This window comes from Clostridioides sp. ZZV15-6383, assembly GCF_020657735.1.
GTDB lineage: Bacteria > Bacillota > Clostridia > Peptostreptococcales > Peptostreptococcaceae > Clostridioides > Clostridioides difficile_D.
In genome coordinates this window covers 1-25,358 of the sequence record NZ_JAGWCV010000012.1, presented here as the reverse complement: position 1 = coordinate 25,358, position 25,358 = coordinate 1, and the positions used below count along the sequence as shown (strand labels likewise).

Annotated in this window: 24 protein-coding genes and 1 other RNA gene; 4 read left to right on the top strand and 21 right to left on the bottom strand. The window is 28.5% G+C overall.

Annotated features, from left to right (window positions below):
- Positions 1-41 precede the first annotated feature (41 nt).
- The 13 genes from KGF42_RS06605 to KGF42_RS06545 form a co-directional block, all read right to left on the bottom strand.
- A complete protein-coding gene (locus KGF42_RS06605) occupies positions 42-593 on the bottom strand; it encodes a helix-turn-helix domain-containing protein (RefSeq protein ID WP_227820965.1) in 552 nt (183 codons plus the stop codon).
- A gap of 19 nt (positions 594-612) precedes the next feature.
- Entirely contained in the window at positions 613-1,515 is a 903-nt protein-coding gene (locus KGF42_RS06600; protein WP_227825999.1) for a glycyl-radical enzyme activating protein, read from the bottom strand.
- Between the two features lie 14 nt (positions 1,516-1,529).
- Positions 1,530-3,902 (bottom strand): formate C-acetyltransferase/glycerol dehydratase family glycyl radical enzyme, encoded by a 2,373-nt coding sequence (locus KGF42_RS06595; RefSeq protein WP_227825998.1) that lies wholly within the window; start codon positions 3,900-3,902, stop codon positions 1,530-1,532.
- A gap of 142 nt (positions 3,903-4,044) precedes the next feature.
- Complete coding sequence (locus tag KGF42_RS06590) at positions 4,045-4,272, bottom strand: GHKL domain-containing protein (RefSeq protein ID WP_227820968.1); 228 nt, start codon at positions 4,270-4,272, stop codon at positions 4,045-4,047.
- Positions 4,269-4,409 (bottom strand): DUF2812 domain-containing protein, encoded by a 141-nt coding sequence (locus KGF42_RS06585; RefSeq protein ID WP_227820969.1) that lies wholly within the window; start codon positions 4,407-4,409, stop codon positions 4,269-4,271. The genes KGF42_RS06590 and KGF42_RS06585 overlap by 4 nt, the downstream gene beginning before the upstream one ends.
- Positions 4,410-4,509: 100 nt before the next feature.
- Positions 4,510-5,313, bottom strand: coding sequence for a zinc transporter ZupT (gene zupT / locus KGF42_RS06580; RefSeq protein ID WP_227820970.1), 804 nt, complete (start codon positions 5,311-5,313; stop codon positions 4,510-4,512).
- Between the two features lie 152 nt (positions 5,314-5,465).
- Positions 5,466-6,629 carry a M20 family metallopeptidase gene (locus tag KGF42_RS06575; RefSeq protein WP_227825997.1) on the bottom strand — a complete coding sequence of 388 codons (1,164 nt, stop codon included), beginning with the start codon at positions 6,627-6,629 and terminating at the stop codon, positions 5,466-5,468.
- Between the two features lie 59 nt (positions 6,630-6,688).
- Positions 6,689-7,876, bottom strand: a complete 1,188-nt coding sequence (locus KGF42_RS06570; protein ID WP_227820972.1) for a hypothetical protein — start codon at positions 7,874-7,876, stop codon at positions 6,689-6,691.
- Positions 7,877-8,229: 353 nt separating this feature from the next.
- Positions 8,230-9,930, bottom strand: a complete 1,701-nt coding sequence (locus KGF42_RS06565) for an ABC transporter ATP-binding protein (RefSeq protein WP_054273134.1) — start codon at positions 9,928-9,930, stop codon at positions 8,230-8,232.
- Between the two features lie 241 nt (positions 9,931-10,171).
- Positions 10,172-10,447: a PTS sugar transporter subunit IIB gene (locus tag KGF42_RS06560; protein ID WP_227820974.1), complete on the bottom strand. Its 276-nt coding sequence runs from the start codon at positions 10,445-10,447 to the stop codon at positions 10,172-10,174.
- A gap of 118 nt (positions 10,448-10,565) precedes the next feature.
- Positions 10,566-11,138: a molybdopterin-guanine dinucleotide biosynthesis protein B gene (mobB, locus tag KGF42_RS06555; protein ID WP_054273132.1), complete on the bottom strand. Its 573-nt coding sequence runs from the start codon at positions 11,136-11,138 to the stop codon at positions 10,566-10,568.
- Positions 11,122-12,303 (bottom strand): molybdopterin molybdotransferase MoeA, encoded by a 1,182-nt coding sequence (locus KGF42_RS06550; protein ID WP_227825996.1) that lies wholly within the window; start codon positions 12,301-12,303, stop codon positions 11,122-11,124. Before KGF42_RS06550 ends, mobB begins: the two co-directional genes overlap by 17 nt.
- 253 nt (positions 12,304-12,556) lie before the next feature.
- Complete coding sequence (locus tag KGF42_RS06545; protein ID WP_227820976.1) at positions 12,557-13,291, bottom strand: hypothetical protein; 735 nt, start codon at positions 13,289-13,291, stop codon at positions 12,557-12,559.
- A gap of 362 nt (positions 13,292-13,653) precedes the next feature.
- Between KGF42_RS06545 and KGF42_RS06540 the strand changes: the two genes are divergently transcribed.
- Positions 13,654-14,559: a selenium metabolism-associated LysR family transcriptional regulator gene (locus KGF42_RS06540; RefSeq protein WP_227825995.1), complete on the top strand. Its 906-nt coding sequence runs from the start codon at positions 13,654-13,656 to the stop codon at positions 14,557-14,559.
- Positions 14,560-14,614: 55 nt separating this feature from the next.
- Here the strand turns inward: KGF42_RS06540 and KGF42_RS06535 are convergent, their stop codons facing one another.
- The 4 genes from KGF42_RS06535 to KGF42_RS06520 all read right to left on the bottom strand — a co-directional run bounded on the left by KGF42_RS06535 (position 14,615) and on the right by KGF42_RS06520 (position 18,282).
- Positions 14,615-14,929: a PTS system mannose/fructose/sorbose family transporter subunit IID gene (locus KGF42_RS06535; protein WP_227825994.1), complete on the bottom strand. Its 315-nt coding sequence runs from the start codon at positions 14,927-14,929 to the stop codon at positions 14,615-14,617.
- A gap of 255 nt (positions 14,930-15,184) precedes the next feature.
- Positions 15,185-16,579 (bottom strand): aminopeptidase, encoded by a 1,395-nt coding sequence (locus KGF42_RS06530; protein ID WP_227825993.1) that lies wholly within the window; start codon positions 16,577-16,579, stop codon positions 15,185-15,187.
- A 19-nt stretch (positions 16,580-16,598) separates the two neighbouring features.
- Positions 16,599-16,808: a DUF896 domain-containing protein gene (locus tag KGF42_RS06525; protein WP_054273114.1), complete on the bottom strand. Its 210-nt coding sequence runs from the start codon at positions 16,806-16,808 to the stop codon at positions 16,599-16,601.
- Between the two features lie 28 nt (positions 16,809-16,836).
- Complete coding sequence (locus KGF42_RS06520) at positions 16,837-18,282, bottom strand: PLP-dependent aminotransferase family protein (RefSeq protein ID WP_227825992.1); 1,446 nt, start codon at positions 18,280-18,282, stop codon at positions 16,837-16,839.
- Positions 18,283-18,391: 109 nt separating this feature from the next.
- Here KGF42_RS06520 and KGF42_RS06515 point away from each other — a divergent pair, with 109 nt between their 5' ends.
- A complete protein-coding gene (locus tag KGF42_RS06515; RefSeq protein WP_227820981.1) occupies positions 18,392-19,186 on the top strand; it encodes a histidinol-phosphatase HisJ family protein in 795 nt (264 codons plus the stop codon).
- Between the two features lie 50 nt (positions 19,187-19,236).
- The gene (locus tag KGF42_RS06510) at positions 19,237-20,559 is read left to right on the top strand and encodes a polysaccharide biosynthesis protein (protein WP_227820982.1); all 1,323 of its coding nucleotides are present in this window, start codon (positions 19,237-19,239) and stop codon (positions 20,557-20,559) included.
- A 99-nt stretch (positions 20,560-20,658) separates the two neighbouring features.
- Here the strand turns inward: KGF42_RS06510 and cdeC are convergent, their stop codons facing one another.
- The 3 genes from cdeC to KGF42_RS06495 all read right to left on the bottom strand — a co-directional run bounded on the left by cdeC (position 20,659) and on the right by KGF42_RS06495 (position 23,234).
- Positions 20,659-21,858 carry an exosporium morphogenetic protein CdeC gene (gene cdeC / locus KGF42_RS06505; protein ID WP_227820983.1) on the bottom strand — a complete coding sequence of 400 codons (1,200 nt, stop codon included), beginning with the start codon at positions 21,856-21,858 and terminating at the stop codon, positions 20,659-20,661.
- 183 nt (positions 21,859-22,041) lie between these two features.
- Positions 22,042-22,223: non-coding RNA, 6S RNA (gene ssrS / locus KGF42_RS06500), on the bottom strand.
- 114 nt (positions 22,224-22,337) lie between these two features.
- Positions 22,338-23,234 (bottom strand): hypothetical protein, encoded by an 897-nt coding sequence (locus tag KGF42_RS06495; RefSeq protein WP_227825991.1) that lies wholly within the window; start codon positions 23,232-23,234, stop codon positions 22,338-22,340.
- A gap of 211 nt (positions 23,235-23,445) precedes the next feature.
- On the opposite strand from KGF42_RS06495, the gene KGF42_RS06490 reads away from it, so the two are divergent.
- Positions 23,446-23,844, top strand: a complete 399-nt coding sequence (locus KGF42_RS06490) for a hypothetical protein (RefSeq protein WP_227820985.1) — start codon at positions 23,446-23,448, stop codon at positions 23,842-23,844.
- Positions 23,845-23,968: 124 nt separating this feature from the next.
- Here KGF42_RS06490 and ccpA read toward each other — a convergent pair whose 3' ends face one another.
- The gene (gene ccpA, locus KGF42_RS06485) at positions 23,969-24,991 is read right to left on the bottom strand and encodes a LacI family transcriptional regulator CcpA (RefSeq protein ID WP_413926997.1); all 1,023 of its coding nucleotides are present in this window, start codon (positions 24,989-24,991) and stop codon (positions 23,969-23,971) included.
- Positions 24,992-25,358: the final 367 nt, after the last annotated feature.

Here is a 25,358-nt window from a genome sequence, read left to right as displayed (position 1 = left end):
TCTAAAATTGTCATTTATTTTAGAAAAGGATAACCATAAAATTATCTATAAACTTCTATATTATGAAATATAGTTTTCCCTTTATTTAAATTTTTATATACATGTTCTAACGTTCCATCAAACCTAATAGAATGTCCAGACTCTAAAATATAAGTTTTCCCATTTACATTAAGGTCAAGCTTCCCTTCTATCACAAGTACATACTCTTCTAAAACATGACTATGTGTAGATGAAACATGAGTGCAATTTTCTTCAAGCTCAATTATAAAAAGTTCAAACCTTCTCTGAGGACTGAAAGGAAATATTGGATATAACTTCATATTCCCTTTTTGTTCAATAATAGGCTCTACTTCTTCTTTTTTTATAACTTCATAAGTATTTGTATTTTCATTTAATAGTGTAGTAAAATTTATTTTAAATCCAGATGAAATTTTCCATAAGGTAGATACTGTTGGACTCGATTCACCTCTCTCAATCTGGCCAAGCATTGCTTTACTAACTCCTGTCATCTTCGAGGCTTTATCTAAACTTAGGCCCATTTCTTGTCTCAATAACCTTAAATTTTCTCCTACATTAGGAAATTTATTTTCCATGTTAAAATCCTCCTGATAGCTATTTGTATTCTATGATTTTTACTCCTGTAAGTTCTATTATCTCTTTTAATTTTAACATATGATTGTTACAAATTTCATCAAATTCATATATATAATCTTCAAGTCCTAATGCCTTATATTTATCAATTCCAAACTTATGATATGGGAGTAATTCCATCTTTCCTCCTGGAACATTCTGTTTTACAAATAATGCAGTATTTCTTATGTTTTCTTCACTATCATTTACTCCATAGATAATTGGTACTCTTATAACCATAGATTTATTCAGATTTGAAATCCTACATATATTATCTAATATAATTTTATTGCTTACTCCTGTATATTCTTTATGAATATTATCATCCATAGATTTTATATCTACAAATATATGGTCTATTTTCTCAAATACATCATTTACTTTATTCCAATCAAAATATCCACAAGTTTCAATTGCTATATTTATACCTTTATCATAAAAAACATCAACTAATTCTCTTAAAAAATCAATCTGAAGTGTGGGTTCTCCTCCAGAAAAAGTTACCCCTCCATTAGATTCAAAGAAAAATATAAAATCTTTTTCAACTTCCTTTACTATTTCTTCAACACTCATTTCTTCGGTCATTATACATATAGCATCTTTAAGGCATGCTTTAACACATTCTCCACATAAATCACATTTATTGTTTATTTGCGTTCTATCAAATAGTGAACTTATATTTTGGTGACAAACATCTATACACCTATTGCAAGATACACATTTATCCTTCATAACACCTAGCTTTACTATATTGCTCCATGAATCTGGATTAGAGCACCACTTACATTTTAATTTACATCCTTCTAAAAATATAGTAGCCCTTATTCCATCTCCATCATTTACTGAAAAATGTTGTACTTTTACAACTCTACCTTTTCTACTCATAATCTACCTCATAATTAAAAATTACTATGTGAATTTCTAGCTATTATAGCATCTTGCATTTCTCTTGATAAATTAACAAATTGAGTACTATATCCAGCAACTCTCACTAATAAATCTTTATATTCCTCTGGATTTTCTTGAGCCTTTAATAGAATATCATTTGCTATTGTATTAAATTGTACATGGAATCCTCCTAAAGCAAAGTATGATTTAACCATAGACGTTAGATTTCTAAGCCCTCTTTCTGTTTCTATTAAATCTTGATTAAGTCTTAAATTTAAAAGTGTTCCACCAGTATGAACATCATGATTTATTTTTGATGCAGATTTCATAGCTGCTAGTGGGCTTGTTGTATCAGTACCAACAAATGGAGAAACTCCCTCTGTCAAAGGTTTTGTTGCTTTTCTTCCACATGGAGTTGCACCTACAATTTTTCCAGTTGGTACATAGTTTGATATTCCCATAAATGCACTATTAAATTTAGAACCAAATATATCCTTGTATTTTCTAGTTTCAGTATAATAAAAATCAGAAACTTCAATTGCTAATGAGTCTACATAATCATTATCATTTCCATACTTAGGAACATCTAATGCTAGTTTTCTTAACTCTTCATAACCTTCCCAATCATTATTTAGTGCTTTTGTTAACTCTTCCAGTGTAGTAACCTTATCTTCAAATACTAGTTTCTTTATAGCTGCTAATGAATTTGAAACCACACCTAACCCTATACCAGTTAATACAGGTCCTATATTATATTTTGCTCCCCCTTTACTTAAGTCAGTCCCCTTATCCAGACATCCATCTACACAAGTAGATAAAAACGGTCTTGGTACCATTTCTTTATGAATTTGTTGAGCAACAGTAGTTCCTATAACAGAATTCTTGATAAGATATGCTAATTGCTTTAAAAACTCACCCTTAACTTCTTCAAAAGAAGTAAATTCTGTGATACTTTTTGTATCTAGCCCCATTTTTTCTCCAGTTAATCTACTCTTACCTTCATTCATAGCATATTCTAAAGCTACTGCAAAATTGATGTTTACAGCTGAAGTCCACTGTCCTGTTTTTCTAAAATGAGGTACTACACAACCACAGTTACTCCAATCTCTAGCATCTTCTGCATCATATCCATCTTGCAGTAACATTTGTGCACCTGCACTATCACTGTGTATAGCAGGAAAACCAGTACCTTGTTTTACTAATTTAGCAACTGCCATAACGAAATTATCTGGTGCTCCTTGACTTACTCTAACACTTAACCCTGGCTGATGAGTTTTTACACTTTCTGTAGCTTTTAAACACATATATGAGATATCATTCGTCCCATCAGTACCATTTCTCTTTTTACCACCAACAGTAAGATTTTGGAATTGATTATATCCTGCAAAATAATTTGCTGTATTTGCTGATATAGTCCATACCCATTCTGATAACTTAATCCAAAGGGCTTCTATCAATTCCTGAGCTTCTGATTCAGTTATTTTACCTTCTTTAGCATCATTTTCATAATATGGATACATATATTGGTCAAATCTACCTAAATTTAATGCTAATGGATTTTCTGATAGAATACCACCTAGTTGAACAAACCATACAAATTGTATTGCTTCATAAAAATTAGTTGGTGGATTTGCTGGTACATTCATACATATCTCTGAAATTTTTATAAGTTCTAACTTTCTCTTTTCATCTGTCTCTTGTTCACTCATCTCTTTTGCAAGATTTGAATATCTTTTTGCCAATGTCATAATCCCCTCTGCAACTATAGAAACAGATTTGTAAAAGTCTATTTTTTCAATATTTTCTGAAATTGATATATCTAACTCTTCTATTTTTTTATCTGCATCTTCTTTAATCCCTTTATATCCTTTCACAAACAGTATATCTTGATAATCTGGTGTTACTTCACCTACTGCCTGTCTCCACTTAGAATCATTATCTATTATACCTGTATCTACTAATATCTTAGCTGTGTCTTCTGGAATTCTTGCTAAAAAAACTTCTTCCAAAGATTTTCCCTTCCAATATGGAAATATTTCTTTTCTTATAAATTCTATTTGTTCTTTTGATATTACATATGGGTCTTGAGTTCTTTTATCAAAAGTATCCATTTCTTTGTCTACCCATTGCCAAGAAAATTCTGGTGTCAATATCCCTGTTCTTCTAAATTTTCCTGCTGTACCCACAATTAATTCATTTTCAAAAACTTTTATAGGAAGTTCTTTACATGTTTCCAAAAAAGCTTTAGCTCTTCTTATACATATAGCTTCTCCTTCAGTTTTTTTATGTGATTCTGTAAAAATTCTAGCCCTTTCACAACATATCATAGGTTTAGAATTAATATATTCTTGTCTAAATGCTTCTATTCTATTAGTTTGACTCATTTAAAATCCCCCTTTGGATAAATATATACTATATTTTTGTATGTTATAACATACTTTAATTATATTATACTGTCCTTTAGCATAAAATGGAAGCAAAAATAATTTATATTTTTTGATGTTCCTTGAGTTCCCATATATCTATTCAACTGTCAGTATCTTGATTTAAGGGTATATATATATTTAGTATAAATTTATCCTTATTATTTTCAAATAATAATTCTCCATTATATTTTTGTAAAGAGGATTTAATACTCTGAATTCCTATTCCATGCATAAATTTATCCACTTTATCTGTCAACAAAATATTTTTATTGGAAGTAATATGATTTACTTTACTATTTTCACATTTAAGTACAAAAAATGACTTCATTTATGAAAATAAAATATTCCTCCAAATTTATTTATCCTATATAAATTATATCCCTTAGTTTCCATATCTTCTAGCCATTTCTCTATCTTATCAGGTGAGATATACCAGTCAAATTTGAACTTTATTTTCTTTTCCATAATACTCACTCTCCAAAATGATATTTTTAAATAGCTTAAAAATCTATTTAAAAATATCATTTTGATACTAACTTTAGGTTACAATCAGATATCTAAAAAGCTATTTAAATAGTAGTAAACTAATAGCCATAACGCCCATTCCTGCAATCAATCCATAAATTGATAAATGATGTTCACCATATTCTCTAGCTGATGGTAATAATTCATCTAGTGATATAAATACCATAATTCCTCCTACAATTGCAAATACAATTCCAAGTGTTATATCATTTAAAAAATTTCTGAGAAGTGCATATCCAATAATTGCTCCTAAAGGCTCAGACATACCAGATAAAAAAGAATAGTAAAAAGCCTTCTTCTTATCCCCTGTAGCGTAATAAACTGGTACAGATACAGATATACCTTCTGGTATATTGTGTATAGCAATAGCTATAGCTATCGGTATAGCTATTGTAACATCATCAAGAGCTGATATAAATGTAGCTAATCCTTCAGGAAAATTATGAATTGCTATAGCCATTGCTGTAAAGATGCCTGTTCTCAAAAGAGATTTATTCTTTTTGATATTTTTTTCTTCTATATTTTCCATTTTCTTTATCTCATGTGGATTTTCTTCTTGTGGAATTAACTTATCAATAATCGCAATAATAGCCATACCTATAAAAAAAGCTATTGCAGTTGACCAGCTTCCCAACTTCTCTCCCATAGATTTTGTCAAAACATCTTGTGCTTTAGGAAAAATTTCTATCATAGACACATAAATCATAACACCAGCAGAAAACCCTAAACTTATAGAAAGAAACTTAGTATTTGTTTTTTTAGCAAAAAACGCTATACAGCTTCCTATACCAGTAGATAAACCTGCCAATAATGTTATCAAAAATGCAAATACTACATTATTCAAATGAATCACCTTCTTTTTTAATTGATATTGATTATCATTTTCTTTTATATTATCATATATATTTTATATAGTCAATATTTATAAAAAATATACACAATAAAAAAGCAGAGATATAAACTTAGTCTCTGCTTTTTATTAATAGTATATTAAAATTATTTATTCAAGAAATCCACCGCATATTGAACGTATAATGCAGTTCCAATCTCTAAGGCATCTTCATCTATATTAAAACATCCATGATGATGAGGATAACAAGCGCCTTTTGACTCATTTCTAGCTCCTACAAATGCTAGTGCACCAGGTGCTATGTTCATAAACTCAGCCAAATCTTCTGCTCCTGTTACTTTTTCAAATAGTGTTATACATTCTTCTCCAAATAATTTAATTGCTGCATCTGTGGCTATCTTTGAACATTCCTTGTCATTTATAACTGCTGGTGTCAAATACCCATACTCTAATTCTGCTTCTGCTCTATATGCTCCTGCTGTAGATTTTGCTATACGTTCTAAAATTCCAGGAATTTGCTTTCTAAGCTCTGGATTAAATAGTCTTATTGTACCTTCTAAAACAGCTTCACTCGCTATTACATTAAATCTAGTTCCAGAATTTAAAACTCCAACACTCACAACTAATGGTTCCAGAGGACTTACTTCTCTACTAACCATAGATTGTAGGTTCATAACTATTGCTGAACTTGCAAGTACTACATCAACACCTTGATGAGGAAGCGAACCATGACCACCTTTACCTTTTACAGTAATTTTAAAGAAATCTGCAGAAGCCATTCTTGGTCCTTCTTCTACTGATATAGTCCCAGACTCTACATCAGTCCAAAGGTGTATTCCAAATACACTATCTACACCTTCCATAGCCCCATCTTGAATCATAGCTCTTGCACCTTTACCAACCTCTTCTCCTGGTTGAAAAAATAATTTTACTGTTCCATTAATACTATCTTTAATGTCATTTAGCACTTTGGCTGCTCCTAGAAGCATTGATGTGTGACCATCATGACCACAAGCATGCATAAGCCCTTCATTTTTCGATTTGTATTCTACATCAGTACATTCAACAACCTGTAGTGCATCCATATCTCCTCTAAGTGCTACAGTTTTTCCTGGATTAGCTCCTTTTATAGTTGCAATTACACCTGTTCCTCCAGCTGATACATATGGTACTCCTATTTTATCAAGTTCTTCTTTAACTCTCTTTGATGTTCTAACTTCTTCCATGCTTTTTTCAGGATTTTCATGAAATTCCCTTCTAAGCCTAATTACATAATCTTTATAACTCTTTGTTATTTCTTTAATATCCATTCCAGACCTCCAAGTAGTACATATTCTTCTTATTTAAAATACTTTTTATCAGTTAAATACTATATTAGATTTACAAATATACCTGCTATTACTACAGAAGCTATTGTAACTGTAGTAAATCCTCCAACAAGCATCTTTGGAAGCATTTTATCCATTAAAAATTCTTTTTCTTCTGGTGTTTCAGCCAGAGCCTTTACTGCCTCTTCAGTTAATATATAGTTTGGTGGGAAACCGTAAAGTGATGTAAGCGAAACTGAAAAAGCCATTTCTTTACTTTCACCTAAAAGCTTTCCTGCTATAATAGAGAAAATTCCCATACCTATTACACCAAATATTATGATTCCTACAAGAGGAACTGCCATTTCAACAAGCATTGCTGGTGTAGCTTTTGCTAACCCTGCAAATATAAAAGCCATCAATGATGTCATTAACCATCCAAATGAACCAGATTTATTAAGTGGTTTTCTATCAACTATTCCAAGTTCTGATGCTATTACACCAAATATTAAACATATAACATATCTTGATACAACTTCATTTGTAAGATTTGTAAATTGTACTGCTAACCATGCTACAAGTCCTAATCTAAGTATTATCATGTATGTTGTATCATATTTTTCAGGTAAATCTGGAATTATCTTAAATCTACTTTTTTGTTCAGGTAAATCCTCAACTTTTTCTTCAGCTTTATTTACAGTTACTTTTCCACTTCTAAAATCTGATAAAAGTCTTTTCCCTTCTTTTTTAAGCATTAGAGCTGTAATAGGGTAACCTGCAAAACCTTGTGCAACGTACATTAAAATTGCAAGTACTGCCAAGCTTGCAAGACCTTTTGCTGTAGCAGCATCTGCCATCATTATAGATGCAACTAGTCCTCCAGTAAGAGGAGGTGTAGCTATTACTGCTGTATCCCATCCAAATACTACTGTCCCTAATGCTAAAGCTCCTACACATATTCCTACTATTCCTGCCAGAGCTATTACGATTGTTTTCCATTGACCTGCTAATTCTTTAATACTCATCATAGTTCCCATATGAGTTATTAATAAAAGCATTCCCAATTGAGCTAATGGTGTTCCTAAAGCAGCTAAGTCCACAATATTTTCTGGGAAAAAAGTCCAAAATCCTACTATAAATATAATTGCTGATACAAAAACTGACGGAACAAAAGCTTTAGTTTTTGCTGAAACCACATCTCCTATCGTCAGTGACACTAAAACTAGACAAAAAGCTGTTATTGCCTCCATACAAAATCCCCCCTCATAATAAATATATTTTTATAAAATGTATGTATAGTTATCCATTATTTTACTACTTTTGAAAAACATTTCAAGTCAAAATTCGATTTTTTTCATAAAATTCGATAAATTAAATTTAGTTTTCTAAATTATTCTTTTTATAAAAACGCTATCCTAATTATTGGCTATTTAGCTCTATTCTTATAAAGAGAATTAAATGTAATTTGCAAAAAATAAAACATAGAATACATTTTATTCATAAAACATCTCATTAATATAAAATGAATTTGCTTTATGAATCTTAATATATTCTATGTTTATAAATTTAACAGGTATGTTAGCTATAGTGTAAAATTTATATACTAGTTATTGTGTAATCTACTATATACTCCATTTTTATTTACTAATTCTTCATGAGTACCTCTTTCTTCAATTCCTTTATCCGTCAATACTATAATTTCGTCAGCATTTTTTATAGTAGTCAATCTATGTGCAACAACTAAATTTGTTCTATCTTTACTTAATTCTTCTAAAGACTCTTGAATTTCTCTTTCTGTTACATTGTCTAAAGCAGATGTAGCCTCATCCAATATTATTATTGGAGGATTCTTTAAAAAGATTCTTGAAATTGAAATTCTTTGTTTTTGTCCACCCGATAATTTTACTCCTCTTTCTCCTATATAAGTATCATATCCATCTGGTAAAGTCTCTACAAAATCATGTATTCTAGCTTTTTTGGCAGCAGCTATCATTTCTTCATCTGTAGCATTAGGATTTCCACAAAGAATATTATCTCTTATAGTTCCTGTAAATAAAAATACATCTTGTTGAACTATACCTATATTTCTTCTCAATGATTTTAAACTGACATCTCTTATACTCTTTCCATCAATTTTTATATCACCCTTATCAAATTCATAAAATCTTGGCAATAAATTACATAATGTAGTCTTTCCTCCTCCAGAAGGTCCAACTAATGCTATAGTCTTACCAGCTTTTATAGATAAGCTCAAATTATCTAACACTTGAGTCTTATCTTCATATGTGAAAGATATATTTTCTATCTCAATATCACCTTTTACATTTTCAAGTTCAATAGGATTTTTAGCTTCTTTTTGATGGTCTTGCTCCATTATTTCTATAAATCTTTTAAAACCTGTCATACCATTTTGATATTGCTCTGTAAAGTTTATTAATTTTTTCATAGGGTTTATAAACATTTTTACATATAGTATATAAGCAGCAAAATCACCCAAAGTAATTTTTCCAATATAAGTAAAGTAACCACCAGCTATGACAACTACCCACTCTAAGATGTCCATATATAAATTCATACCCGAATAGTATTCTGCCATTACTTTATAAGAATCTTGTCTTGCTTTTCTAAATAATTTATTGCTTCTTACAAACTTATTTAATTCTTCTTTCTCAGTACAAAAAGACTTAGTTACCTTCATACCTGCTATACTATTTTCTAAAGTAGCATTTACATCACCTATAGTAACTCTACTCTTCATAAAAGCAGTATTCATCTTATCTTTTTTAGTTATTACAAACCAAATTATAAATGGTAATATAGCAAATATTATAAGAGTAAGAGGAATATTTATATCTATAAGTATAAAGAATGAACCAACCAACATTACTATAGAAATGAATAAATCTTCAGGTCCATGATGTGCAAGTTCTGTTATATCCATCAAGTCATTTACTATTCTAGACATAGTTACTCCAGATTTGTTATTATCAAAATACGTATTTGGAAGTCTTTGTAAGTGTGTAAATACTTCATTTCTCATATCAGCTTGCATATCTACACCAATAACATGTCCCCAATACTGCATAAAATAGTTAAGCCCTGCTTTTGCTATAAATATAAGTATAAGTACTACTGCAAAAACTACTAACATTCTTAAGTTTTTATTTGGAACAACGTCATCCATTATATTTCTAGTTATCATAGGATAAACTAAATCACATAAGGAAAATAAAAAAGCTGCTATAAGATCTAAGGTAAAAATTTTCTTATATGGCTTATAATATTTGACAAATTGTTTTATCATAAGTATTAAATCCCTCCTTCATTGGTACTTCTAAAAAATACCCCTAAATTAGTATAACATAACAATAACTTTAAATCTTTTATAAACTTACAAAGTAATAACAATCTTTTTCATAAAATTGAAGATTTATATCATATAGTTGTATACTTGAAACAACATAAAAAGAGCTATATCTCTATATTTAAAATTTTATAAAGATATAACTCTATATTTAATACTAAATTTTTTTATAAATGCAAAACTACTTCAATGCATTCAATATCTTTTTATCTAATGCTGTTGTATTTATACCTGTTATATATCCTGTTGCCTTTATTGTAGGTATATCATAAGTTGTTGGTAGTATAGTAGTAGATACGATTAAATCAGCACCTTCTTGTTTTGTTGAACATTCGGCAATTTTACATTGTATAATTTCTGCTTTTATATTATTTTCTTTAACCAATTTTTCTACTCTATCATAAACTATTGTTGATGTTGCTATTCCTGCTCCACATGCTACTAATATTTTTTTCATCTCTTGTCCTCCTACAATTTCTTTAATATTTTATAATTCAAAATAAAATTGATAAATTTCTTATATCCTTATTTATGTAAATAATTATATCATTTTATATCAAAAGAACATCTTAAAATTATTCTTTTAGTATGTTTTTTATTTCAACATTGCTTATACTTAAAATATCATTTTTTATACAAAACTCTATGTACTTTGATATATTTTCATAGTCATTTAAATCAAACTGTTCAATATTCAAGTTATATTCTATATCACTAACAATACCTATCAAATCAGACTTATTAGATAAAATATCCTCATATTTATCTTTTCTAGTTACTTCCAATCTTTTAAACCTATAGTTTTTATATCCTTCTATAATAATTAAGTCCATATCTTCATATAATTGAATCATTTTATATAATGGATTCTTATCTTTTAGTTCTTCAATATATGCTACTCGTTTATCTGATATTATACAGACTTTTCTTGCACCAGATTTTCTATGTTTGTAAGTATCTTTTCCTTCCTCATCCATATCAAAATCATGACATGTATGTTTAATAACTCCAACACGATACCCTTTTTTATTTAGTTCTTTTATTATGCCTTCAATTAATGTAGTTTTACCTACTCCTGAATAGGAGACAATTGACAATATATTATACATAAAATTGCGTCCTTTCATAAAACTATCTAGTAACAACATCGACCAATTGATTTTCTTTTATTGTTTCATTCTTTTTAATCTTAATCATACAATTACTTCTTAGTGTTGCAGATAACCTAGCTTTGGCATCTTTCTTATCATTTAACTCTACATATAGTTTACCTTCACTTGTATATAGTTTTCCACTTACAAACCTATCTTTATTTGAAATTTTATTAAATTCTCCTCTAAATAAGGCTTTTATATAATGATTCCTTTTCTTATATGTCAAATACTCAATCACAGGAACTACCACATTATCAAATACCACGATTGCTGCATGTGGATTACCAGAAAGACCAAACAATAGTTTTTCTCCCAATGTAGCTACATAACAAGAACCTCCTGGTTTGATATTTATTTTCCAAAACAATTCTGTTGCCCCTATTTTTCTAAATACATCTGGAATTAAATCTTTATCTCCAACAGACACGCCACCTGTAGTAATTAAAAAATCTACATTCTGTAACATATCCCTTACCTTTTTTTCTAGCTCGAATATATCATCAGAACAATTGCATATTGTATCTGCTTGTATTCCAAGTTTTAATAATCTTGAATATAAGGTATATCTATTACTATCATATATCTTACCATTCTCTAAAATCTCATTTATATCTTGTAGTTCCGTACCTGTATTCAAAATTCCAACTTTTAAATCATCATAAACAGTTACTTTGGTTATTCCAAGACTTGCTAATACCCCAATACCATCATATCCTATATTCTGATTTTTATTAATAATCAATTGACCCTTTTTTATATCCTCACCCTTAAATATGTAATTATCATATTCCTTTAATTTTACATTTAAAGTTATCATATCACCTATAACCGTTACATCTTCTTTTTTTATTACACAGTTTGCACCCTTTGGTATTTTTCCACCAGTCATTATCTTCACTGCTTCATTTTTATTTAATATACTATCAAACACTTCTCCTGCATACAAAGTCCCTATAACCTTTAAATTTCTATTTTCAGAATTTGCATTATATGCATAACCATCATATGGTGACCTATCAAATGGAGGGCTATCAATTACTGAATATATATCTTCTGCAACTACTTTATTTACTGCATCTATGAGATTTACTCTCTTGACCCTATTTATTGGTAAAACATTTTTTTCAATAATTTTTATGGCATCTACTAATTCTATCATTTTAAATACTCCCCAATATATTTTTTATTTAAGACATTTTAAAGTAATCTGTTATAGATATAAAAGTTGAAAATAATTTTATCTTATCTTTAATTATAACTAATTGTTACCTATAAGTGCAGTTCAAATTTAATAAACATTATAAAATTATTGCTAATTACAATAAAATAAATTTTTTGAATCTAATAAAAAAACTGTTTCAAGATAGAAATTTACTTCTATCTTGAAACAGCCTTGCATGCTCTAGAATTCATTATTCTAATAAAGCTCCTTTTATTATTTTTACAATTTTATCACTTTCAATAGTTTTTATAGATTTTATTTTACTATCTACAATAGCTATTGTAAGTATTTCTTTTTTTAATATTTTATTATCTTCTTTTAATCTATAGCTCTTAACTACTTTACTACCTTCATGATTATATGCTGTCAAATCATAATTCGCATCTCCTACGATTTCATTTATTCTGGACTCTTCAACTCCAACGTACTCTCCCAGGTCAATGTGTCTAAATTTTTCTAGTGATACAGCCGATTTTTCATGGTCATTTTTTTCAATCATAATACTAGATGCAGTATCAATGGCTATCAAATTCTGCGATGAGAAAGAATTAGTTTCAACATTGACAACTTTATTTTCATTAATATCAACATATAAAGCACTTCCATCTAGTTCATTATTTCCAGTATACTTTGGATAAACTAATGTCATATAACTTGATGTATTTATATCTTGCATTGTATCTGATTCTTTTAAAACTTTAGGTTTTATATAATAAAATGTATTATAAGGTATACCCATATTTTTTATAATATACTTATAATCTTTATTCATAATTTCATTAACATCATTTTGAACTTTTGTCATAGTTTTTTGCTGTGTTGCTTTACTTGCTACTTGATTTTTATCTTTCGTAGTTTCTTTATGACATCCAACAAGTATAATACCTAAAATAGTTATACAAACTAATGACCTTTTTAACTTCATAAATCAATCCTCCTTTCTTAAATTTTATAGTATTTATCTATCTCTCAATGTATGATTATCCATCTTTTCAATAATTATATTTATTATATTATAAAATAATTATATAATATTTATTTGAATTTAATAAGATTAAGAAGCTATTTGTAATTTTTCTGTAATAAAACATATTTTAAAGTTGAATTTTGAAAATTCAATTTACGATATTTTTATTGCAAATATCCTTATAACATTATACCAAATTATTCCTAAACAATCAAAAACTCCATAAATATTTAAGGGTTTTCTATTTTAAAAATCACCTTTGACTATTAATTTATCAAATATGTTATAATAGTTTTAGATAATTTAAGGAGGATTAAATAATGGATTTTAAACAACTTGAAGTATTTGTTGCTGTTGCAAAACATCAAAGTTTTTCAAAAGCTGCAAGAGAACTTTTTTTAACTCAACCTACTGTAAGTGCACACATACAGAATTTAGAAAGAGAGTTAGAAACTGTACTTATAAATAGAAGCAACAAAGTTATTACACTCACAAAATCTGGTGAAATTCTTTATAAACATGCTATATATATATTGAATAACTGTAAACGTGCAATTTATGATATAAAAGAATATTCAGGAAAAATAGAAGGTGTTATAGATATAGCATGTAGTTCTATACCTGAAACTTATATTCTGCCTGATTTTATGAAGAGTTTTTCTATGAGTTATCCAGATGTAAAATTTTCCATAAGCCATTATGATTCTCAATATGCTATATCAGAAATTTTAAATGAACGAATAAGCTTTGGATTAGTTGGTTCTAAAATCAATAATCCTCAAATAGAGTACCTAGACTTATTAGACGATGAACTTGTTCTTATCACCCCTTCAGATTTTAAAATTGATAATAAAAATAATTACATCGATATAGGAGAATTGGCTTATCTAAATTTTATTATGAGAAAGGAAGGGTCGGGTACAAGAAACTTAATATTAAACACACTTAGCAAAAACAACTTTCCAGTAAATAAATTAAATGTACTAGCTCACGTAGAATCAAATGAGGCTATTAAAGAAATGGTTAGATTAGGTCTTGGAGTATCCTTTATATCGTACATTTCAGCTATTGATTATCTCAATACAGGTAAAATAAAATGCTATAAAATAAAAGATGTTGATTTTACTAGAAAATTTTTCTTTATTTACTCTAAAAAGAAAACTTTTTCCCCATTAGAAGATAAATTTCTGAACAGATTATGTGAGTATTTCGAAATCATAATATAATAATTTCAATAAATAGTTAAAAATCCCTCGTTCAAATGAACTTGGGATTTTTTATTTATACTACTCCAATAGCAGCTAATACTATACAAATAATCATAACCGAGATTAATATCGTAGTTGTCTTTACCTTTTTTCCTAATAGCCAATACATAATACCAAATATCATAGCTAGAAGCATACATGGCATTATTTGGTCTAAGTAAGTTTGAATAGGCTCTGCCCATTCTCCACTACCTACATTGACACTAAGTTTTAGCATTATGTTAGATGCAGTCATACCTCCAATTACCATAAGACCTAGCATTGAAGCTACTTCCATAGCTCCAGATATACCTACTAATAGAGTACTTATATGAGGAGTAACTGACATGAATTCAAGATGTCTTTTTAAAGCTTTAGATTTTTTTACTTTTTTATAACATTATATAATAAGTTCTTTATTACATATTATAACAAGATGAAATCGTTGTCAATTTTTTTAAAATAATTTTTAATTTGACAGTTTTTTATTTTATTCTCTCCATTGTAATAATTCGTTACTTTTACAAAAAATAAGACCATTGTATAACAGTTTAAAATTGTTTATACAATGGTCTTTATTCACTTACTATATTTATACTTTTATTTATAAATTGATATTAAAGAATGCCTTATATCCCTTATACATTTCATATATGTCTACTTTAGAGACAATCTCATGTGGTGCATGCATATTTAAAACTCCAACACCACAATCTATAACCTCTGCACCTTGATTTGCTAATATATGGGCTATAGTTCCGCCTCCTCCTTGGTCTACTTTTCCAAGTTCAGCAGTTTGCCATACTACATTTCCTTTATTAAAAATTCGCTTTACTTCTGACATAAATTCAGCATTAGCATCATTACATCCACTCTTTCCTCTTGAACCTGTATACTTGGTTAAGACTACTCCATTTCCCATATATGCAGAATTTCTCTTTTCATATGCCTCTCCAAAATTTGGGTCATATCCAGCAGAAACATCAGCTGATAGTACCTTACTATTTGCTAAAGCTCTTCTCACTTTAATATCACAATAATCTCCTTCTAAAGCAATTAGTTCAGCCACAGTATTTTCAAAAAACTTTGAGTGCATACCTGTATTCCCTTTAGAACCAATTTCTTCTTTATCTACACATAATGCAACTGAAGTAAATTCTGGTTGTTCAGTTTCTAGTATAGCTTTTACAGCAGCATATGAACATACTCTATCATCATGCCCATATCCCAACACCATTGACCTATCAAACCCTAAATCTCTTGCTTTACCAGCTGGAACTACTTCAATTTCAGCACTTAATAAATCTTCTTCAACTATACCGTATTTCTCATTTAAAATCTTTAATATATTTGCTGTTATAGGCTCTTTTTCCTCATCATCTAAAGGAATATTACCAATTAATATATTTAAAGATTCTCCACTAATTCCTTCAGATAGTTTCTTTTGCATTTGGTCTCCAGCCAAATGAATCAATAAATCAGTTACACAAAATACTGGGTCATTATCTTCTTCCCCAATAGATATATCAACTTTTGTTCCATCATTTAATATAACTATACCATGTAAAGCAAGTGGAACAGCCGTCCACTGATATTTTTTTATTCCACCATAATAATGAGTCTTAAAAAAACCTAGATTACTCTCTTGATACAATGGATTTGGTTTTAAATCTAATCTTGGGGAATCTATATGACTCCCTATAATCTTCATACCTTTTTCTATATAATTTTTACCTATTACAAAAAGTGCTACTGCCTTTTCTTTATTTATAACATAAATCTTATCACCACAACTTATGCTTCCTTTTTCCATAGCTTCATCTATTGAAATATAACTATTTTCTTTAGCCAATTTTATAATTTCTTTTACTGAAAGCCTTTCAGTCTTTGACTTACTTAAAAAATCCATATAATTGCAAGAATATTGCATAATTTGTTCAATAGTATTTTCTTTTCTTTCAACATCCCAGGCATTCTTAAATTCGTACTTTAAGTTCATGTTTTCCTCCTACTAAGTTCTAATTTTTATTATTTTTCATGTATTGTTCATATTCTTCTGGTGAAACTACCTTTACACTATCCAGTCTTGATCTAAAGTGGGCTCTAAAGTTTTCTAAATATTCTTTCCTTAAAATTTCTCTTTCTTTGATTTCATCAGCAGAAAGAACTCCCTCTTTATTTTTCTTTGCTAATTCATTAATCCTATCTAATTTCTTCTTGTCAAACATTTTTTCCTCCTAAAAAACTTCTATTTATTTAATAAAATAATTTATTGCTCTTTATATCTAACTTATTTTTATATTCACAAAAAAACTCATCTATATTATCACTTATTATAGATATTCCCTTTTCTAGCTCTTCCACGCTCGGACGAGCTATATTGATTCTAAAAAATCTATCATCTACTAGATTATCAAAAAAATAAGTTCCTGGAAGCATAGATACCCCTTTGTTTAACATAAAACTTGTAAATGCTTGAGAAGTATATCCTCTTGGTAATTCTAAAAAAAAGTTTATTCCTCCACAAGATTTTCTAACTTTTAATTTACCACTCAATTTGTCATTAATCAAGCTTTTTGCCAATTTGTACTTATCAGTATATATCTTCTCTATATGATTCAAATAATTTTTCCAATCAAAATTATCCATATAATAATACATTGATTTTTGAATTAGACCTGGTGTTGATATATCTGATGAATATTTAGCCCATAAAACCTTTTTTAATAATTCATTTGGCATTTCTACAATTCCTATCCTAAGACCTGGCATAAGTATTTTTGAAAAGCTCTTTATATAAACTACTCTATTTTTATCATCATAACTTCTAACCGTTCTATTGTCTTTTGATTCAAAAACAAAATCACTTATAAAATCATCTTCAATTATATAAAAATCATGTTCTTCTGCCAATTCTATTAACTTCTTTTTTTTATACGTTGAGTAAGATATTCCTGTTGGATTTTGAAAATTAGGCATAATATATATAAGTCTTGGTTTTATTTTTTCCAATTTTAACTTTAAAATACCTATATCAATCCCATCATCTAACATAGGTATAGATATTATTTTTGCTCCTCTACTTTTAAACACTTCAATCGCTCCATTGTAAGAAGGCTCTTCCATAAAGACAACATCTGAATAACTTATAAGCCCTTTACAGACTATATCTATACCTTGTTGAGCACCTGATATTATTTGAATATTTTCCTTCGTAGTTTTTATATTTCCATCACTTAGATACTCTACCATCTTATCTCTTAATTCTTCAGAACCAAGACCTTCATCATAATCAAATATTGAACTGCCATCTTTAGATAATGCCATATTTACAGCATTTTTAAATGAATCTATAGGAAACATATCATTAGATGGATTTCCATTGTCAAAATGAATTAAATCTTCTCTTTGCACAATAATCTTATTTTTTCTATTATCTATACAATTTTTATAAGAATTTGAACTCGATACAAAAGTTCCACTTCCTACAATCTTATATACATATCCTTCATTTTCTAAAAGCTCATATACTTTAACTATAGTAGTATTATTTACTTGTAGAAAATCTGATAGTTTTCTTATTGGTGGCAGTTTTTCATGTTCAACTAGCTCTTTATTTATTATCAATTCCTTTATATGATTAAATATCTGTATATATTTAGTTAACTTTTTCTCACTTAAATCTATTATGTATTTTTCCACATTTATCACCGCTCATTGTATTTATATTTTATTGATGCTTTCACATATATTTGATATTATTTAGTATGTATATATAATACCAAAATTTTTATAAAAAGGGGAAATATTTATGTTTTACGACTATCACATGCACTCAAGTTTCTCTACTGACGGAAAATCTACAATGGAAGAAATGATAAAAAAATCTATCGAACTTGGTTTGAAGGAAATTTGTTTTACAGACCATGTTGACTATGATGTATATGCTGATGATTCTTTTTCAATTGTTTATGAAGATTATTTTAAGAGTCTAGAAACTCTTCAAAACAAATATAAAGATAAAATATCTATAAAAAAAGGAATTGAATTTGGAGTTCAGACTCAATTGATGGACACATATAAAAGGGAAGCACATCAATATCCATTTGATTTTATAATATGTTCTATCCATGCTATAGATACAATGGACTTATACCTTGGTAATTATTTTAAAGATAAAACGCAACATGAAGTTTATGAAAATTACTATCTTTATTTATATAATATTGTTAAGAATTATAAGGATTACTCTGTTTTAGGTCATTTAGATTTGATTAAAAGGTATGCACCTTATGATACTATTTTAGATGATAGACTATTTTCTGATATAATTGAAGAAACGCTTAAACAGGCCATTTATGATGGTAAAGGTATCGAGATAAATACATCTTGTTATAGGTATAATCTTCCAGATTTGACTCCATCTAGATATATCCTTCAGATGTATAAAGACTTGGGAGGAGAAATCATAACTACAGGTTCAGATTCACACCATGTAAATCAAGTTGCGTGTGAGTTTGATTACATATATTCATTACTAAAAAGTATGGGATTTAAATATGTATCTAAATTTAATAAGTTAAAACCAGAATTTATAAAATTATAAATTTTTACACCTCCTTGTGAATATATTTAAAAGATAGGGAGGTGATTTTTTTGAAAGTACCTTATTTAGTACTATCAACAGTTATTTTATTTATATCCAACTTTATTGTAAGAATATTTGGTTTTTTATATAAAATATTCTTGTCAAGAGCTTTAGGTGAAACAGGTTTAGGTATCTATCATATGATTTTTAATTTTTTGATGATTTGCTTAGCCGTTACAACAACAGGTATACCTACTGCACTTAGTTGTTTAGTTGCAAAGAGAAAAGCTTTAAACGATAAACACAATACCAATGCTTTATTTATATCAACTTTATATATAGCATTTTTTGTAGCACTGGCAATATCTATAGTTGCATCTTTTAATAGCTCTTTTTTATCACTTAAGTTTTTAAAAGACCCTAAATTAAACCTATTTATACTAGCAGTTTGTCCTGCTATAGTTATAATAACTCTTTCAAATGTACTAAGAGGATATTACTATGGTGTAAAGAATGTAAAAATCCCTGCTATTGGACAAATTATTGAACAAATTGGTAAAATTTTATTTGTTGTTTTACTTGTTATGTACATAAATAATAAATCTATGAATTGTTATATTGCCCTATTAGGTATATCGATTGGTGAATTGAGTAATATCATATTCATGCTTATTTGTTTATGGCGAGATTCATCATTTGACAATAAGTATATCATAAGCATAAAAGATTTTTATAATTCTTCTATGGAAACATTAAAAATGTCCATTCCCATAACTTGTAATAGAATGTCAAACATACTTTTACAATCTATAAGTTCTATGATGATACCATCAAGATTAGCATTATCAGGAATGACTTATCAGCAATCCTTAAGTATGTATGGTATCATCAGTGGAATGGTCATGCCTTTTATATTTTTACCTTTTACTGTTGGTTCAGCGCTTATTGTAAACTTAATCCCCACTATATCACAAGAAATAGCTCTAAGAAAGCGTAAGAGTGTCATAAAGAAAATCAAATACTCTATACTCCTAACTTTATTTGTAGGTATACTATCATCAATATTTTTTTATTTCTTTGGAAAAGATTTGTGTATACTAGTATTTAAAAATACACTTGCTGGAGAATATTTAAAAGCTATGTTTTTAGTTCCACTATTTATGTCTCTAAATCAAACGCTATCTGGCATTTTACATTCAATAAGAAAAGAGTTAGCTTCAAGTATAAATACTATTATTGGTATGCTAATTCAACTAGTAGCTCTATATGTATTTCTTCCTATTCCAGGACTTAATATTTATGCATACATATACACAATGACAATAGTATCAATATTTACTTGTCTATTGCACACTATAGTACTTTTTAAATCACTAAAATCTATACGTTAGGTATAAAAACGTGAAGGCTACCAATGTAGATTATCTACTTTGGTAGCCTTCCTTAGATGATTTTTATTTATAATTTAAACTGTCTATATATCTACCTATCTATCTGTGGCAACTAGGCTTTCCACTTCCATGATTAGGTCCACATTGCGAAAAATCACATACTTTAGAGAAAGTATCAACAAGTCTTGGTTGGATTGCATTTGGTGATGCTAAAACTACTATTTGTTCACTTATTAATGTGCTAACTGTTTCTTGTAAGCAAAGTACTAAATCTATATCATTTGGTATTATTAATTCATAGAAAGGTTCACAACATTCGTTACATTCTAGTTTTAATATAGATTTTCCTATACAATCTACAGTTAAGTTAGTTTGGTATTCTTGTCTTAAAGTAACAGCTCTTCCGTCAGCTGGCAAGCATATTGGTGCTGAAAGTGTGTTAAAAGTAAATTCTACATAATCAACTCTCTTCTTACATCCACCTCCTGCTCTGACTGCTGGGAAGGCTAATGCAACGAATTCTGTACATCCACATCTACCTCTTAGTTCTAATACTAAATTACGAACTGCTACAGTTAATCCTCTTTGTTTATAAGCTACTGATTTGCCTTTTCCTTGTCTACAACATTCAGCATTTCTTTCTCCACATACTGCATATTCAAAAGTTGTTTCACAATTTCTTCCTACTATATCTCCTAATGGGTCTAAATCGAAATCTTCTAAAGTTGTCATTCCTGTATCTATAACTATTCCATCATTGCTTAAGCATATTTTGTCTATAGTTACACTTACTCGACCTGCACTTGGAATTGAACCAAATACTTCTACTACTTCTGTTTCAAAAGTTAATGGCTCTCCATTTGGTCCAGTAGCATCTGTAAATGTTTGGAATTGCATAGTGTCAAATATTCTATTAGCCTCTATTGCAAATGGCACTGCATTTGATACGGAGAAGTTTCTTGGAGATATAGGATTACAGCAGTCTGGTCCACATTTGTTTTCAAAACATTCATCTGAATCCATTTGACATGGTTCACAATCACATTTACAATCGTCATGACATCCACAATTGTCATCACATGGATTAGGTTTACATGGATTACATGGATTAGGTTTACATGGATTGCAATCATCATGACAATCACAATGATTATCAGTATTACATCCATTATGATGGTGTGACTTTTTAAACCCTCTCATGTCCTCTGAATTTATTTCATCTGTATACACTTCTTCTTCACTCATTGTAGACATTGGCTGATTTATCATTCTTCTTTTATTTTTTTTATAATCTTGCATTTTTCATTGCCCTCCCTGTAAGCGATTCTTATTAAGTCTTTGGCTTTTTGAAGCCTAATTAATACTATGCTCTTTAAATCTTAATTGTTACTTTGCTTTTTAAATTTATCAATAATTAGGCATATTTAGTAGAAAAATGCATTTTAATAAAAAAAGTGCTACTATTTAAAATAGTAGCACTTTTTTTGTCCCGAAACACCGGTGGCTAAGTAAATTCACACCCTAGGCACTCCCAGGTGGGTGACTTGCCAGTAACCTTTAACGTCCAAAACTAATCAGGCATGTTATAATTTACCAGACACGGTCTCCCGTATTTCATTTGTAGGTTGAATTTAAAAAAGCCTTATCGTATGTTTCAGGATTTCATATTATTATTATATAATAAATTTTGAATTTTTTAAAGTGGTTTTATATAGTAATTGAGATAATCTTATTCTATCATTACTTTTTCTTCCTTTTCTCTTTATGTATTTAGTTGATTATCGCTTTTTCTTAGTTCTATTTTTAGTATTTTTTTCATTATAATTATGTTCAGATTCTTGCTCATTAACATTGTATAGTTCCTCATCATAAACTATATCTTCATCATTTGCTGTATCTTCATAGTCTGTTTTCTTATCTTCTACTAATTCCTCTTCATTATCATCTATTTCATCTTCATCTGTTAACTCTTCACTATCATAATCTAATTCTTCATCTTCATAATTCAATTCTTCACTATTATCTTCTTCATCAGTATCATTATTACTATCATCACCTCTTAAAAGACTGCCTAGCAATTTTAGATTATTCATACTACCAAGATTGTTTATATTTGCCAAAGAACTTAGACTAAATCCACCTTCTCCAAAATCATCTGGTAAAAATAATTCTGCAAATAAGTCTATCTTCTTTTTCATTCCTATAGCTTTTTCAACTGAATTTTTTCTTTTTTCTGGAAACACGTCTATAATTTCCTTTATCATCATGTTCTTTTTATCATCACTATCCATTTTTCTGAAAAAATCTGTTTCATCTTCTATATCTACCACGTCTATATTGTTTAATTTTTTTATACCTCTAACCAAATCTAAAACACTTTCTATTTTTATTAGTATTTTTCTTTCCTCTCTTGACATGTATTTCTTAGTTCTTGTTATTATCTCCATTCCCATTTCTAAATCTTCTTCACTTAAATCCATAAGCCTTAAACCTCTTTTTATGTCATTTGCATCAAACCTTAAATTGCTATGTGCAGACTGTGACAGCTTATCATTTGCATTTTTTTTGCTTTTTTTAACTCTATTATTTCCTTTTGATTTATTTTTATCATCAAATATAGAGATATTACCATTACTCAATGCAATCACTCCAATCAAAAATAGTAAGTTATTCAAGACAATTCCCCCTTATATTATATAATTGCCCTATATTAAAGTATGTTTTTCATATTTTAATGTTCCATTTTTAAAGCTCAGTGCATATATATTATCTATAAGAATTTTTATTTATATTATATATCACTTATAATTCACCACTTCAATATTATTTCTATATATAAATAGTATGAATATAATTCAATATATATTTATAGAAAGGGGTTTTTTTATGAAAAAATTAGATACAGAGTCATTAGAAAAAATGGCTAAACAAAAAAATATTGACAAGGATAAGATAGAAAAGATGGCTGATAGTTACAAAGGAAAATCAGAAAATGAACTTATGGAGGAACTTATAAAAATAGGCAAGAACTTAGATGGAAGAGATGAAGTAGTATCAAAATTCAAAGCATTTTTAGATGAAAATCAACGCAAAAAATTGGATACTATAATGGAAAAAATCTCAGACGCAGAAACTCAAAGAGATGCTAAAGCAGCTAAAACTAAGAAGGCTAAACCTACTAAAGGTAAATCAAATTCACCTGCACCAAAAAATACACCAAGTGGTCAACAAAAGAAATCTAAAGGTTTATTTAAGAAAACTAAAAAGTCAAATCCTCATGAATAGGTAAAAAATAAACCGTTTAGATAATCAAACAATTATTTTTTAAATAGGCTATTCTTAAGTTTGATATTAATGACATAAAAAATCAGGTAGTGCTTAAAGCACTACCTGATGAATTTTAATAGTTTTATTTTTCTCTTTCGATAACACTTTCTCTATCAATAATTCTATAAGGTAATTCTATTTTCTTATTTTCAATTAATTCTTTATTTATCAATTTTATAACCATTCTTATTGCCACTGCTCCCATATCATATAAAGGTTGATATACTGTAGTAAGTTTAGGTCTATACATTTTAGCTATCTTAACATCATTAAATCCTGCAACTGATATATCCTCTGGAACCTTATATCCAGCATCACATATAGCATTTATAGCTCCTATAGCAGCCTCATCCCCTGTTACAAAAGCTGCATGAGGTACTATTCCGTCATCTAATAATTCTTTCATGCTATTGTATCCACTTTCATAATCAGTTCCACCATACTTAATTAAACTCTTGTCCAATTCTATATTATTATTTGAAAGTGCTTTTTCATAACCAGAAAGTCTTTCCATTTCTAAAACAGTATCATCTTTACTTGTCATTATAAAAGCTATCTTTTCATGACCTTTCTTTATAAGGTGTTCTGTCATATCAAAAGTAGCCTCTTTATTACTGGTACTTACTGTATATATATCATAATCTCTAGCAGTTTTACTTATATATGTTGCTGGTATACCACAATTTTGTATATAGTTGATGTGCTCTTGTTCAACTATCCATGAAATCATAACTATACCTTCCACTTGTTTTGCCCTCAATAGATTTATACTCTTAAGTTCTTGCTCTTTATCAGAGTATGTATTAGCTAAAAGAATGTCATAGTCATACATTTTAGCAACTTCTTCTATTCCATTTAATACCTCATTAACAAAAGAATCTGAAACTTCTGGAACTATTACCCCGATTAATTGACTCTTCTTAGTTACTAGGCTTCTAGCAAGCGGATTTGGTATATATCCAGTCTCTTTTATAACCTCTAAAACTTTTTGTTTGACTTCATCAGTTACAGGTTTTGAATCATTTATAACTCTAGATACAGTAGATATTGACACGCCTGCTTGTTTAGCAACATCTTTTATCGTTATATTACCTTTCATCTTCATCCTCCTTATTTTACTAAAAATTTATCTAAAACTGAACCAAATTTTTGAAGGTTCCTATTTTAACTACATTTATATAAGTTTTTATTTTACCATAAAAGCAAGTACATTTAAATACATTATATTTTATATTATACCCTATATTCAACAAATTTAATAATATTCATTCTTAATTTAAATTATATTAAAAAATAAAATAAAAAAAAGGGGCTGTCGCAGGAGCAAATTAAATTTGTTCTGTGAGAGCTCTTTTTTACTTACCTTAATAGGTATATTTTTAATTATTTTATATAAAGTTTATGTTGTAAGTAAAATTATGCATGACAAATAAAGGTATGAAAATACCATTTTTTCAGATAATATTTGATTG

Bases quoted from the DNA above. Each gene is read 5' to 3' on its own strand.
- KGF42_RS06605 (WP_227820965.1), bottom strand. From the start codon at position 593: ATGGAAAATAAATTTCCTAATGTAGGAGAAAATTTAAGGTTATTGAGA.
- KGF42_RS06600 (WP_227825999.1), bottom strand. From the start codon at position 1,515: ATGAGTAGAAAAGGTAGAGTTGTAAAAGTACAACATTTTTCAGTAAAT.
- KGF42_RS06595 (WP_227825998.1), bottom strand. From the start codon at position 3,902: ATGAGTCAAACTAATAGAATAGAAGCATTTAGACAAGAATATATTAAT.
- KGF42_RS06590 (WP_227820968.1), bottom strand. From the start codon at position 4,272: ATGAAGTCATTTTTTGTACTTAAATGTGAAAATAGTAAAGTAAATCAT.
- KGF42_RS06585 (WP_227820969.1), bottom strand. From the start codon at position 4,409: ATGGAAAAGAAAATAAAGTTCAAATTTGACTGGTATATCTCACCTGAT.
- KGF42_RS06575 (WP_227825997.1), bottom strand. From the start codon at position 6,629: ATGGATATTAAAGAAATAACAAAGAGTTATAAAGATTATGTAATTAGG.
- KGF42_RS06570 (WP_227820972.1), bottom strand. From the start codon at position 7,876: ATGGAGGCAATAACAGCTTTTTGTCTAGTTTTAGTGTCACTGACGATA.
- KGF42_RS06565 (WP_054273134.1), bottom strand. From the start codon at position 9,930: ATGATAAAACAATTTGTCAAATATTATAAGCCATATAAGAAAATTTTT.
- KGF42_RS06560 (WP_227820974.1), bottom strand. From the start codon at position 10,447: ATGAAAAAAATATTAGTAGCATGTGGAGCAGGAATAGCAACATCAACA.
- mobB (WP_054273132.1), bottom strand. From the start codon at position 11,138: ATGTTGTTACTAGATAGTTTTATGAAAGGACGCAATTTTATGTATAAT.
- KGF42_RS06550 (WP_227825996.1), bottom strand. From the start codon at position 12,303: ATGATAGAATTAGTAGATGCCATAAAAATTATTGAAAAAAATGTTTTA.
- KGF42_RS06545 (WP_227820976.1), bottom strand. From the start codon at position 13,291: ATGAAGTTAAAAAGGTCATTAGTTTGTATAACTATTTTAGGTATTATA.
- KGF42_RS06540 (WP_227825995.1), top strand. From the start codon at position 13,654: ATGGATTTTAAACAACTTGAAGTATTTGTTGCTGTTGCAAAACATCAA.
- KGF42_RS06535 (WP_227825994.1), bottom strand. From the start codon at position 14,929: ATGTCAGTTACTCCTCATATAAGTACTCTATTAGTAGGTATATCTGGA.
- KGF42_RS06530 (WP_227825993.1), bottom strand. From the start codon at position 16,579: ATGAACTTAAAGTACGAATTTAAGAATGCCTGGGATGTTGAAAGAAAA.
- KGF42_RS06525 (WP_054273114.1), bottom strand. From the start codon at position 16,808: ATGTTTGACAAGAAGAAATTAGATAGGATTAATGAATTAGCAAAGAAA.
- KGF42_RS06515 (WP_227820981.1), top strand. From the start codon at position 18,392: ATGTTTTACGACTATCACATGCACTCAAGTTTCTCTACTGACGGAAAA.
- cdeC (WP_227820983.1), bottom strand. From the start codon at position 21,858: ATGCAAGATTATAAAAAAAATAAAAGAAGAATGATAAATCAGCCAATG.
- KGF42_RS06490 (WP_227820985.1), top strand. From the start codon at position 23,446: ATGAAAAAATTAGATACAGAGTCATTAGAAAAAATGGCTAAACAAAAA.
- ccpA (WP_413926997.1), bottom strand. From the start codon at position 24,991: ATGAAGATGAAAGGTAATATAACGATAAAAGATGTTGCTAAACAAGCA.